Annotated in this window: 9 protein-coding genes; 3 read left to right on the top strand and 6 right to left on the bottom strand. The window is 61.0% G+C overall.

Going from position 1 to position 12,389, the window contains the following annotated elements:
* Positions 1–39: 39 nt before the first annotated feature.
* The 6 genes from ACVHNU_RS00810 to mreB form a co-directional block, all read right to left on the bottom strand.
* Positions 40–3,843, bottom strand: a complete 3,804-nt coding sequence (locus tag ACVHNU_RS00810) for a YhdP family protein (RefSeq protein ID WP_473018810.1) — start codon at positions 3,841–3,843, stop codon at positions 40–42.
* 75 nt (positions 3,844–3,918) lie between these two features.
* Positions 3,919–5,376, bottom strand: coding sequence for a ribonuclease G (gene rng, locus ACVHNU_RS00805; protein WP_003221665.1), 1,458 nt, complete (start codon positions 5,374–5,376; stop codon positions 3,919–3,921).
* Positions 5,377–5,434: 58 nt separating this feature from the next.
* Positions 5,435–6,031 (bottom strand): Maf family protein, encoded by a 597-nt coding sequence (locus ACVHNU_RS00800; protein WP_473018809.1) that lies wholly within the window; start codon positions 6,029–6,031, stop codon positions 5,435–5,437.
* 44 nt (positions 6,032–6,075) lie between these two features.
* Positions 6,076–6,567, bottom strand: coding sequence for a rod shape-determining protein MreD (mreD, locus tag ACVHNU_RS00795; RefSeq protein ID WP_003221660.1), 492 nt, complete (start codon positions 6,565–6,567; stop codon positions 6,076–6,078).
* Positions 6,567–7,691 (bottom strand): rod shape-determining protein MreC, encoded by a 1,125-nt coding sequence (gene mreC / locus ACVHNU_RS00790; RefSeq protein WP_080593219.1) that lies wholly within the window; start codon positions 7,689–7,691, stop codon positions 6,567–6,569. The genes mreD and mreC overlap by 1 nt, the downstream gene beginning before the upstream one ends.
* Positions 7,692–7,832: 141 nt before the next feature.
* Positions 7,833–8,870, bottom strand: coding sequence for a rod shape-determining protein MreB (gene mreB / locus ACVHNU_RS00785; protein WP_002555108.1), 1,038 nt, complete (start codon positions 8,868–8,870; stop codon positions 7,833–7,835).
* 211 nt (positions 8,871–9,081) lie between these two features.
* Here mreB and gatC point away from each other — a divergent pair, with 211 nt between their 5' ends.
* From gatC to gatB, 3 genes are read left to right on the top strand one after another with little or no spacing between them, the layout of a single operon-like run.
* Entirely contained in the window at positions 9,082–9,369 is a 288-nt protein-coding gene (gene gatC, locus ACVHNU_RS00780) for an Asp-tRNA(Asn)/Glu-tRNA(Gln) amidotransferase subunit GatC (RefSeq protein ID WP_473018808.1), read from the top strand.
* Positions 9,370–9,385: 16 nt separating this feature from the next.
* On the top strand, positions 9,386–10,837 hold the full coding sequence (gatA, locus tag ACVHNU_RS00775; protein WP_097090387.1) for an Asp-tRNA(Asn)/Glu-tRNA(Gln) amidotransferase subunit GatA: 1,452 nt from the start codon (positions 9,386–9,388) through the stop codon (positions 10,835–10,837).
* A 10-nt stretch (positions 10,838–10,847) separates the two neighbouring features.
* Positions 10,848–12,293 carry an Asp-tRNA(Asn)/Glu-tRNA(Gln) amidotransferase subunit GatB gene (gatB, locus tag ACVHNU_RS00770; protein ID WP_003221653.1) on the top strand — a complete coding sequence of 482 codons (1,446 nt, stop codon included), beginning with the start codon at positions 10,848–10,850 and terminating at the stop codon, positions 12,291–12,293.
* The last annotated feature ends 96 nt before the right edge of the window (positions 12,294–12,389 follow it).

Raw genomic sequence — 12,389 nt, 5'->3', positions numbered from 1 at the left:
ATGCGGCCATGCTACTCCATAGGCTTGGGATATGGCTGTTCAAAAAGGCTTGTCGAAGGTGATTTTCGGTTCTTTCCACGGGCCTTTGACGGTGTACTTGACGCTGGCGAAGCGTGCCACACGGTCACCGATCAGCTTGTCGATCAGGAACAACGCCCCGCCCACCGCCGGCGCGCCGACAATCAACGCGGCAATCGGCAGGTTGTTGGTCACCGGCAAGGTCACCAGCAATTTCGCATCGACCTGCTCACGCACCAGATCCAGCGTACCGTTGAGTTCCAGATTGCTCGACGGCCCGGTCAGGCGAATCGGCTCGCGAGTGTCGTAGACACCGGCGTTGGCCACCAGCAGGCCCTTGACCCGGTCGTAGCTCAGGCCCTTGCCGAACAAGTCGGAGAAATCCAGACGCAGGCGGCGGCCGATGGAGTTGAAGTTGAGCAGACCGAACACCCGCAACGCCTGCGCGCCGCCCTCCACTTCAACGAACTGACCTTTATTGAGCGAGGCATCCAGCGTGCCCGAGAAACGCTTGGTCGCCAGCCATGCCGGCGAACCGGGCCAGCGGCCATCGACGTCCATGTGAAACTCTTCACTGGTCACGCTCGGTGCAAAGCCCCAGCCCTTGAGCACATCGGCGAGGTTCTTGCCGCTGATCCGGCCCTTGAACCAACTGTTGGTCGACCCCGGTGTACCTTCCCAGCCGCCATTACCCTGCAACAGGATGCCCTTGAGGCCCATGTCCATATTGTTCAGGGCAATGCCTTTGGCCGTTGGCCGCACCTTGAGCGACCAGCCGCCCACCAGATCCGGGCCGAGGTACAACTGATTGATGGTGATATCCAGCGCAGGAATCTTCGTCGGGTCGACCGAAACCAGCGGGTCGGGCGAGTTCTCGTCAGCCTGCACCGTCGGATCCGGCGCCGGCAGGCGCACGTATTGCAGATTGACCCCAATCGGTGCGCCCTTGGCATCAGGCAGGCTGGCCGAGCCCTTGGCCTGCTGGCTGTCGAGCGACAGATTCCAGGCCCACGGTTTGCGGTTGACCTGCACTGCAGCCTGATCGAGCGTGGTGCCGAAAGCGGTGAGCTTGCCCACCTTGAAGTCGGCACTGTTGAGCAGTTGCTTGGCGCTGCCACCCGGGTCGTTGCCGGCGTATTTGCTGACCAGATCCTGCCACGGTGCGACGTCCAGCTCCGACAGCACACCACGAATGCGCAAACCCTTGGCCTCCGGCAGAACCGCGTCGCCCGTACCGAGGAACAGCTCGCCGCGGCCATCGGCAAAATTGCTCGGTGGCGCCGCGAAAGTGAAACTGGCCAGTTGATCGTAGCTGATCCAGTAGCGCCGCTCCGGACCTTGCAGGGTCATGCGGAATACCGTGTCCCGGCCCTGCTGGGCCGACATGCCGAACGGTGCCGGCAGATCCACCGCCACACCTTTCATGTTGGAACTGACCGTCAACTGACTGTCGCTGCCGTCCAGGTTGACCTGCAACTGATAGGGAATGGTCCCGGACACGGGCAACGGCTGCGTCACGCCCAGCCAGTCAGTGAGTTTTTTCACCTCGACCTGCCCGGAGGCGGCAACCCGGGTCTTGATCTTGTTGGCGCTGCCATCGGCAAAAATCTGCGCGGTGACTGGCTTGTCGAACGCCTGCGCCGCGATGTTCTGCCCGCTCAGCCCCTTGGCGCTGTCAAAACGGAAATCGCCTTTGAGCTGGCTCAGTTCAAGCTTCGGCTCCGCCAGTTTCAGGCGCGCATTGGCAGTCTTGAAGTCGACGACAATCTTCGGCTGATCACCCTTTTCCAGCGGAATATCGAGTTTGACCTTGCCCTGCAGATCGCCCTCGCCTTCCCAGCCGGCGAAGGTTTCGCCGGTGCCGATCGGCGCGGTCTGCAGGATTTTCAGTCCGTCGCCCAGCCCACCGGAAAAACCGCCGTCGAGGAACAGATGGGTATGTTGTCCGGCCTGCACATGGGGAATGTTGACTAAGACGTCACTGACCTGCGTGTCGAGCAACTGGCCCTTGTCGGCCACGATGCGCACACCGCTGTCCTCGATGAACACGTCGCCGCTGACCTTGCTCACATGCGGCCAGCCCGGCTGGAACGCCAGTTCGGCGTCATGCACCTTGAAGAACAGGCTGATACTGCGATCGACATCCTTGGCGTTCTTGTTCAACGAACCCTGGTACTGGAAGAACCCCTGGTCCACGGCGCCTTTGAGGATCGCCGTACGCAACCACTCGTCGAGGGCCGGGCTCAAGACTTCGGGCAGGTACTTGGCGGTGTAACGACCGTCGCCATCGACCAGTCCGACGCGCAGGTCCATGTAGTCTTCCTGGCTATGGTCGAAGTGCAGGCGGATCAGGAAGTCGCCGGCAATCTTGCCCTCTTCGCCCAGCACTTTCAGGTAAGGCGCGATCAGGGTGAAACCGTCTTTGTCGAGCTTCCAGGTCAAGCGGGCGTTGGCCTGAATGTATTGCCATGGCTTGGCGAAGATCGGGTCGAGGTGCAGGACGAAATCCTTGCTGTCCATGCGCAGTTCACCGCCGTCGAGGTTGCCGCTGAGGCTGCCACTGACGTTTCGCGCCGCCGGGGCACCGTGATAGGCATCGAAACCGACATTATCGAGGTTGGCAGCGAAGCCGAATTTCGAGCCGTCGGTGGCGTTCGGACGAAAATCCAGCAGCACGTTGCGCAGTCCGCCCGTCACCTTCAGATGGTCGACGACCGTGGCGACGCTTTCGGGCAACGGCCCCAGCGCATTGAGCAACGGCGTGAGCGGTGTCAGATCAAGGCGATCGGCCTGCAAGTGCCACAGCTCATCGGCTTTATCGGTGGCCACCGTCTGCTTGAGTTGCACATGAGATTCCCAGCGGGTCTCGCCGACATTCATCGCCAACGAATCGAGGGTAACGAGCGCGCCCTCGTCATCCCGCTGGTAATAACCGTTGAGCGCCAGATTGCTGATCTTGATCGGTTTGCGCTCGGCATAAGCGCCGGTCACCTGCGGCGCATTCAAACGCACGGCGGCGCTTTGCAGAGCGCCGTCGTTCCAGTTCACCCACAGCTCGCCGCCGGCCTTGATCTGGGAAAAATTCCACTGCTGGGTCAAACGCTCGGGCAGCCACTTTGACCAATCGCTTTGCGGCAGGCTGACATAACCCTCCACCGAACTGTTGGGCAATTGAGAGGGGCGAATCCGTGTACGCAGGCTCATCGCCACCGGCTGCCCGTCGGGCAAGGTCAGACGGGCGTCGAGACGCTGACGGCTGCTGCCGGTTTTCAGATTGAGGCCGACGTAGGTAAAGGTCATCGGCGCCTGATCCAGCGGCTGCACGGTCACCTGACTGTCGAGCACCGACAGTTGCTGAATGATCTGTGAGCGATTGAACAATTGTTCGGGATCAAGCGGCTGGTCGTTCTGCACTGGGAGGCCTTCCAGTGCCCAGGTGCCGTCCTGCGCTTGCTTGACGCTGATCTTCAGGCCGTTCAGTTCCAGATGGGCGATGCGCACTTCGCGCGCCAGCACACTGGCCCAGAGATCAGGCACCACGCGCACCCGGTCCAGACGCAAGGCATTGGCGCCGTCACCGACCATCACATCGTGGGCCAGCAGAATCGGCGCGAATCCGCTCCAGTTGCCTTCCAGTTCGCCGATCTGCAATGGCATGCCGAGCGCGGCCGTGGCCTTGTCTTCGATATCGGTGCGGTATTCCGCCACCAGCGGCGTCAGTTCCCGACCAAGGCTGACGTACAACGCCATCAGCACCAGAACCAACGCGCACAGGCCCAGCCCCCAGCGGGTCAGTGCGGCCAAAATGCGTGTCAGACGCTCCATGTCAGTTGGCTCCCATGGCAATAAAACTACTAAAAGCTGAGGCCAGCCGTTGTGGATTAAATGTGCTGCAGGGGTTCAGAGCAGCACCACGTCATATTGTTCCTGGGAATACATGGTTTCGACCTGAAAGCGTATGGTGCGGCCGATGAACCCTTCAAGCTCGGCGACGTTACCGGATTCTTCGTCGAGCAGCCGATCCACCACTTTCTGGTTCGCCAATACCCGATAACCCTCAGCCTGATAGGCCCGAGCTTCACGCAGAATCTCGCGGAAAATCTCGTAACAGATGGTTTCCGGAGTCTTCAACTTGCCACGCCCCTGGCAACTGCTGCACGGCTCGCACAGCACTTGTTCAAGACTTTCGCGGGTGCGCTTGCGGGTCATCTGCACCAGGCCCAACTCGGTGATGCCGATGATGTTGGTCTTGGCGTGATCACGTTCGAGCTGTTTTTCCAGGGTGCGCAGCACCTGACGCTGATGCTCTTCATCTTCCATGTCGATGAAGTCGATGATGATGATCCCGCCCAGATTGCGCAGGCGCATCTGCCGGGCAATCGCGGTGGCCGCTTCGAGGTTGGTCTTGAAGATGGTTTCTTCGAGATTGCGATGACCGACGAACGCGCCGGTGTTGACGTCGATGGTGGTCATGGCTTCCGCCGGATCGACCACCAGATAACCGCCGGACTTGAGCGGCACTTTGCGCTCGAGGGCTTTCTGGATTTCGTCTTCGACGCCATACAGGTCGAAAATCGGCCGCTCGCCCGGATAGTGTTCCAGACGATCGGCGATTTCCGGCATCAGTTCGGCGACGAACTGCGTGGTTTTCTGGAAGGTTTCCCGGGAGTCGATACGGATCTTCTCGATCTTCGGGCTGACCAGGTCGCGCAGGGTGCGCAGGGCCAGACCGAGGTCTTCGTAGATCACGCTCGGCGCGCCAATGGTCTTGATCTGCTCGCTGATCTGATCCCACAGACGGCGCAGGTAGCGGATGTCCATGAGAATTTCATCGGCCCCGGCCCCCTCGGCGGCGGTACGCAGGATGAAGCCACCGGCCTCTTTGATCCCTTCCTTGGCCACACAATCGCTGACCACCTGCTTGAGGCGTTCGCGCTCGGCTTCGTCTTCGATTTTCAGAGAAATGCCGACGTGGGCGGTGCGCGGCATGTACACCAGATAACGCGACGGAATCGACAGCTGAGTCGTCAGTCGTGCACCTTTCGACCCGATCGGGTCCTTGGTCACCTGCACCACCAGACTCTGGCCTTCGTGCACCAGCGAACTGATGCTTTCCACCGCCGGGCCTTCGCGCAGGGAGATTTCCGAAGCGTGAATGAAGGCCGCACGATCCAGACCGATATCGACGAATGCCGCCTGCATGCCCGGCAGCACGCGGACAATCTTGCCTTTATAGATGTTGCCGACGATCCCGCGCTTTTGCGTGCGCTCAACGTGGACTTCTTGCAGCACACCGTTTTCGACCACCGCCACGCGCGATTCCATCGGCGTGATGTTGATCAGAATCTCTTCACTCATGGCAGGGTCTCGTTCAGGCATGTTCACGATAATGGCCGCATCTTGATTCGTACGACGCTCATTGCGCGTTCAGGTTTTGCCAACAGGGTATGCCGAAATGGCCCAACAGTTCTGCGGTTTCGCAAACCGGCAGCCCGACCACCGCCGAATAGCTGCCATTGAGCCCGGCGACAAACACCGCGCCGAGGCCCTGAATGCCATAACCGCCGGCCTTGTCCCGAGGTTCACCGCTGGCCCAGTAGGCCGCCGCTTCTTCACGGCTGATCGAGCGGAACCGCACCAGACTGCGCACCACTCGCGACTCGCAACGCTGGCCTTCCAGCACCGCGACGGCGGTCAGCACTTCATGCTCCTTGCCGGACAACATCATCAGCATGGCGCATGCGTCGGCTTCGTCCACCGGTTTGCCAAGAATTTTGCCGTCGAGCACCACCGCGGTGTCCGCGCCCAGAACGCAAAACGCCGCGTCGGACACCCGCGTGCGTCGACCGGCCTCGGCCTTGCCACGCGCGAGGCGTTCGACATAGGCCGAGGGCAATTCTTCGGGAAGCGGGGTTTCATCGATGTCCGCACTGATGGCGGCGAACGGCACGCCGATCTGCGTGAGCAACTCACGCCGACGCGGCGAACCAGAGGCGAGGTAAAGCGGCTTCATCAAGACATCTCCCTTGTCGAGGTGCGGGCACATGCCTGACCGAATCAGTTGATTTTGTAGCGGCGGCGCAATCCACGCAAAGCAAAGCTGACCCAAGGCCAGAGCAAGGCGCTGGTCAAGGCTGGCAGCACCAGCGCCAGAGTTGGCTGGCGGTTGCCGGTCAGGGCACTCAGCCACAATTGAACCAACTGAGCGAGGCCGAAGATCACCAGGATCACCAGACATTGCTGCCACATCGGGAACATCCGCAGGCGTTGCTGCAAGGACAGCACCAGGAAGGTGATCAGGGTCAGGATCAAGGCGTTCTGGCCAAGCAGCGTGCCGTACAGCACGTCTTCGGCCAACCCCAGGCAAAACGCCGTGACCATGCCCACGGTTTGCGGCAAGGCCAACGCCCAGAATGCCAGCAGCAGCGCCAGCCAGAGCGGACGCAGGATTTCCATGAATTGCGGCATCGGCGACACGCTGAGCAGCAGACCGATGAGAAATGTCAGCCAGACCATCCAGCCGTTACGGGAAGCAGTAGCCCCAACCATTATTCTTGTCTCCCGGTATTGGCCGGCGCGGTGACCGGCGGTTTCGCCGCCGGACGCGCAGCAGGCTGGGACGCCGGCGGTTTACTCGCTGCCGCAGGCTTGGTCGCAGGCGGTTTGCTCGCTACCGGTTTGGCCGGCGTAGTGCTGGCCGCGGCGGCAGGTGCTGCGGGGGCGGTTGTTGCTGCAGCGGCAGCCGGGCTGTTGACGATTTTCGGCACTGTGGCCGGAAGCACCGGGCCACCGCCCTGCGCATCAAGATTTTCCTGGGCCTGCGCCGCATCGTTGGCGCGTTCTTCGGCGGTGCGGTTGTCGCTGAACACCAGCAGCAGATAACGGCTGCGGTTCAGCGCAGCGGTCGGCACCGCGCGGACAATCGCGAAAGGCTGGCCGGAATCGTGGATGACTTCCTTGACCGTCGCCACCGGATAACCGGCCGGGAAGCGCTGACCGAGGCCGGAGCTGACCAGCAGGTCGCCTTCCTTGATGTCGGCGGTGTCGGCAACGTGCCGCAGTTCCAGGCGTTCCGGATTGCCGGTGCCGCTGGCAATCGCCCGCAGACCGTTACGGTTCACCTGTACAGGAATGCTGTGAGTGGTGTCGGTCAGCAGCAGCACACGGGAGGTGTACGGCATCAACTCGACCACCTGGCCCATCAGACCGCGTGCATCGAGCACCGGCTGACCGAGCACGACGCCATCGCGCTCACCTTTATTGATGATGATGCGATGGGTGAAGGGATTGGGGTCCATACCGATCAACTCGGCCACTTCGACCTTTTCGTTGACCAGTGCAGAGGAATTGAGCAACTCGCGCAGCCGCACGTTCTGCTCGGTGAGGGCGGCAAGCTTCTGCATGCGGCCCTGCAACAGCAGGTTTTCGGTCTTGAGTTTTTCGTTTTCGGCGACAAGCTCGGTGCGACTGCCGAACTGACTGGCGACCCCTTCCCACAGCCGTCCGGGCAGGTCGGTGATCCAGTAGGCGTCCATCAACACCAGCGACGCTTGTTTGCGCGCGGGTTTGAGCAGGTCGAAGCGGGCATCGACCACCATCAGCGCGACCGACAGCACGGCCAACACCAACAGGCGCACACCCAACGAAGGGCCTTTGGCGAAAAGCGGTTTAATAAGCCGCTCCTCCCAGGCAAATGTTCTGTTTATTCATACGGCATCAAACCGGCCTGGATGAAGACTGACAGAAGATAAACGCCAACAGGCAGCACTGCAAAGTGCTGCCTGTGCGCTCACCCACGTATTGCAACCCAGCGCTTATTCGCTGGAGAGCAGGTCCATGGTGTGCTTGTCCATCATTTCCAATGCACGGCCACCGCCGCGAGCAACACAGGTCAGCGGATCTTCGGCAACGATCACCGGCAGACCGGTTTCCTGAGCCAGCAGCTTGTCGAGGTCACGCAGCAGCGCGCCACCACCGGTCAGCACCAGGCCACGCTCGGCGATGTCGGAAGCCAGTTCCGGCGGCGATTGCTCCAGCGCGCTTTTCACCGCCTGAACGATAGTAGCCAGCGACTCTTGCAGAGCTTCCAGCACTTCGTTGGAGTTCAGGGTGAATGCGCGTGGAACGCCTTCGGCCAGGTTGCGACCGCGAACGTCGACTTCGCGCACTTCGCCGCCCGGGTAAGCCGTACCGATTTCCTGCTTGATGCGCTCGGCCGTCGATTCACCGATCAGGCTGCCGTAGTTGCGGCGCACGTAGGTGATGATCGCTTCGTCGAAGCGGTCGCCGCCGACGCGGACGGATTCGGCATAGACCACACCGTTCAGGGAGATCAGCGCGATTTCAGTGGTACCACCACCGATATCGACGACCATCGAACCGCGTGCTTCTTCAACCGGCAGGCCGGCACCGATCGCAGCAGCCATTGGCTCTTCGATCAGGAACACTTCACGGGCACCGGCACCAAGGGCCGATTCACGGATGGCACGACGCTCGACCTGGGTGGATTTGCATGGAACGCAGATCAGCACACGAGGGCTGGGCTGCAGAAAGCTGTTTTCGTGAACCTTGTTGATAAAGTATTGCAGCATCTTTTCGCAGACGCTGAAGTCGGCGATCACGCCGTCCTTCATCGGACGAATGGCAGCAATGTTGCCCGGCGTACGACCGAGCATGCGCTTGGCTTCGGTGCCGACAGCTACGACACTTTTCTGGTTACCGTGTGTCCGAATGGCCACAACCGATGGCTCATTCAGGACGATACCGCGCTCGCGCACGTAAATAAGGGTGTTGGCAGTGCCCAGGTCAATGGAAAGATCGCTGGAAAACATGCCACGCAGTTTCTTGAACATGGGAAAGGGACCCTAGGCAACGCGTGGGTAAAAAAGTGCGGCAAACTCTAACAACGACAGGGATTTTGGGCAAGGCGCCAATATGTTAAATTGGCCGCTTTTCTGTGCACCAAGCCCCACAATCGCGGCCTTATGACCGTAGAAGTGCGGTAGTGTTCCGACAATCTAACACACGGACGCCGTCCGTTCTGTTTTCCACTGGAGAATCCCGATGGCGCTAGAACGCTCCGACGTGGAAAAAATCGCTCATCTGGCCTGCCTTGGCCTGAATGATGCCGATCTTCCGCACATTACTTCCGCCCTCAACAGCATTCTCGGGCTGGTCGACGAAATGCAGGCCGTCGATACCGACGGTATCGAGCCTTTGGCCCACCCGCTGGAAGCCAGTCAGCGCATGCGCGCCGACGTCGTGACCGAGACCAATCACCGCGAAGCCTATCAGTCCATCGCACCAGCGGTCGAAAACGGCCTGTATCTGGTTCCGAAAGTCATCGACTAAAGGGAAAGAGCCTGCAATGCATCAAATGACTCTGGCCGAGATCGCCCGCGGTCTCGCCGATAAAAAGTTTTCCTCCGAAGAGCTGACCAAAGTCCTGCTGGCGCGTATTACGCAGCTCGATCCGCAGCTCAACAGTTTCATCAGCCTCACCGAAGAGCTGGCACTCGAGCAGGCGAAAGCCGCCGACGCGCGCCGGGCCAACGGTGAGAGCGGCGCCCTGCTCGGCGCGCCGATCGCCCACAAGGACCTGTTCTGCACCCAGGGCATCCGCACCAGCTGCGGCTCGAAGATGCTCGACAACTTCAAGGCCCCGTACGACGCCACCGTGGTCGCGAAACTGGCCGCTGCCGGTGCCGTGACGCTGGGCAAGACCAACATGGACGAATTCGCCATGGGTTCGGCCAACGAGTCGAGCTGGTACGGCGCGGTGAAAAACCCGTGGAACCTAGAACACGTCCCGGGCGGTTCGTCCGGTGGTTCGGCAGCGGCAGTTGCCGCTCGTCTGTTGCCGGCGGCCACGGCCACCGACACCGGTGGTTCGATTCGTCAGCCCGCTGCATTTACCAACCTCACCGGCCTGAAACCGACCTACGGTCGCGTTTCGCGCTGGGGCATGATCGCTTACGCCTCCAGCCTCGATCAGGGCGGCCCGTTGGCGCGCACTGCCGAAGACTGCGCGATTTTGTTGCAAGGTATGGCCGGGTTCGATCAGAACGACTCCACCAGCATCGATGAGCCGGTTCCGGATTACTCCGCCAGCCTCAACACTTCGCTGCAGGGCCTGCGCATCGGCGTGCCGAAGGAATACTTCAGCGCCGGTCTCGACCCGCGTATCGCCGAACTGATCCAGAACAGCATCAAAGAGCTGCAGAAGCTCGGTGCCGTGATCAAGGAAATCAGCCTGCCGAACATGCAGCACGCGATTCCTGCGTACTACGTGATCGCCCCGGCCGAGGCCTCCTCGAACCTGTCGCGTTTCGACGGCGTGCGTTTCGGCCATCGCTGCGAGAACCCGGAAAACCTGATCGACCTGTACAAGCGCTCGCGTGGCGAAGGCTTCGGGCCGGAAGTGCAGCGCCGGATCATGGTCGGTGCCTACGCGCTGTCCGCCGGTTACTACGACGCCTACTACCTGAAAGCGCAGAAGATCCGTCGCCTGGTGAAGAACGACTTCATGGCGGCCTTTAATGAAGTCGACATCATCCTCGGCCCAACCACGCCGAACCCGGCCTGGAAACTCGGCGCCAAGAACAGCGACCCGGTCGCTGCCTATCTGGAAGACGTCTACACCATCACCGCCAACCTCGCGGGCCTGCCGGGCCTGTCGATGCCGGCCGGTTTTGTCGACGGTCTGCCGGTTGGCGTGCAGTTGCTCGCGCCGTATTTCCAGGAAGGCCGTTTGCTCAATGTTGCGCACCAGTATCAGTTGAACACTGACTGGCACACCCGCACCCCAACCGGCTTCTGAGGAGACACACATGCAATGGGAAGTCGTGATCGGGCTGGAGATTCACACTCAGCTCACTACCCGGTCGAAAATCTTTTCCGGTAGTTCCACCCAGTTCGGCTCCGAGCCGAACACCCAGGCCAGCCTGATCGACCTGGGCATGCCCGGTGTATTGCCGGTGCTGAACCAGGAAGCGGTGCGCATGGCGGTGATGTTCGGTCTGGCGATTGACGCCGAGATCGGTCAGCACAACGTGTTCGCCCGCAAAAACTACTTCTACCCGGATCTGCCGAAGGGCTACCAGATCAGCCAGATGGAATTGCCGATCGTCGGCAAGGGCCACCTGGACATCGCGCTGGAAGACGGCACCGTCAAACGTGTCGGCATCACCCGCGCGCACCTGGAAGAAGACGCCGGCAAGAGCCTGCACGAAGAATTCAACGGCGCCACCGGCATCGACCTGAACCGTGCCGGCACGCCGCTGCTGGAAATCGTTTCCGAGCCTGACATGCGCAGTGCCAAGGAAGCCGTGGCTTACGTCAAGGCGATCCACGCGCTCGTGCGTTACCTGGGCATCTGCGACGGCAACATGGCCGAAGGTTCGCTGCGTTGCGACTGCAACGTCTCGGTACGTCCGAAAGGCCAGGTCGAGTTCGGCACCCGCTGCGAGATCAAGAACGTCAACTCGTTCCGCTTCATCGAGAAGGCGATCAACTCCGAGATCCAGCGTCAGATCGAGCTGATCGAAGACGGCGGCAAAGTGATCCAGCAGACCCGTCTGTACGATCCGAACAAGGACGAGACCCGTCCGATGCGCTCCAAAGAGGAAGCCAACGACTACCGTTACTTCCCCGACCCGGACCTGCTGCCAGTGGTCATCGAAGAGTCGTTCCTCGGCGAGGTGCGTGCCACCCTGCCGGAACTGCCACCGCAAAAACGCGAGCGCTTCCAGAGCCAGTTCGGTCTGTCGGCCTACGACGCCAACGTGCTGGCCACCAGCCGTGAGCAAGCGGACTACTTCGAGAAAGTCGCCGCCATCGGCGGCGACGCCAAACTGGCGGCGAACTGGGTGATGGTCGAGTTGGGCAGCCTGCTCAACAAGCAAGGCCTGGACATCGACGAGTCGCCAGTGTCCGCCGAGCTGCTGGGCGGCATGCTGCAGCGCATCAAGGACAACACCATCTCCGGCAAGATCGCCAAAGTGGTGTTCGAAGCGATGGCCAACGGCGAAGGCACGGCGGACGAGATCATCGACAAGCGCGGTCTCAAGCAAGTGACCGACACCGGCGCCATCTCGGCGGTGCTGGACGAAATGCTCGCGGCCAATGCCGAGCAGGTCGAGCAATACCGCGCGGCAGACGAAGCCAAACGCGGCAAGATGTTCGGCTTCTTCGTCGGTCAGGCCATGAAGGCTTCGAAAGGCAAGGCCAACCCGCAGCAAGTGAACGAACTGCTGAAAAGCAAGCTCGAAGGCTGACCACAAATGGAGCCAGCATTTGTTACTGGCTCTGATCCCCTGTGGCGAGGGAGCTTGCTCCCGCTGGTCTGCGCAGCAGACCCAAGTCGGCAACCG

Source organism: Pseudomonas sp. Ors-4-3C (assembly GCF_055755035.1).
Note: the sequence above shows the minus strand (reverse complement) of the source record. Positions and strands in the feature narration are given on the sequence as shown.

What these genes read in the sequence shown, in the direction of transcription:
- ACVHNU_RS00810 (WP_473018810.1), bottom strand. Translation starts at nt 3,843, where the DNA reads ATGGAGCGTCTGACACGCATTTTGGCCGCACTGACCCGCTGGGGGCTG.
- rng (WP_003221665.1), bottom strand. Translation starts at nt 5,376, where the DNA reads ATGAGTGAAGAGATTCTGATCAACATCACGCCGATGGAATCGCGCGTG.
- ACVHNU_RS00800 (WP_473018809.1), bottom strand. Translation starts at nt 6,031, where the DNA reads ATGAAGCCGCTTTACCTCGCCTCTGGTTCGCCGCGTCGGCGTGAGTTG.
- mreD (WP_003221660.1), bottom strand. Translation starts at nt 6,567, where the DNA reads ATGGTTGGGGCTACTGCTTCCCGTAACGGCTGGATGGTCTGGCTGACA.
- mreB (WP_002555108.1), bottom strand. Translation starts at nt 8,870, where the DNA reads ATGTTCAAGAAACTGCGTGGCATGTTTTCCAGCGATCTTTCCATTGAC.
- gatC (WP_473018808.1), top strand. Translation starts at nt 9,082, where the DNA reads ATGGCGCTAGAACGCTCCGACGTGGAAAAAATCGCTCATCTGGCCTGC.
- gatA (WP_097090387.1), top strand. Translation starts at nt 9,386, where the DNA reads ATGCATCAAATGACTCTGGCCGAGATCGCCCGCGGTCTCGCCGATAAA.
- gatB (WP_003221653.1), top strand. Translation starts at nt 10,848, where the DNA reads ATGCAATGGGAAGTCGTGATCGGGCTGGAGATTCACACTCAGCTCACT.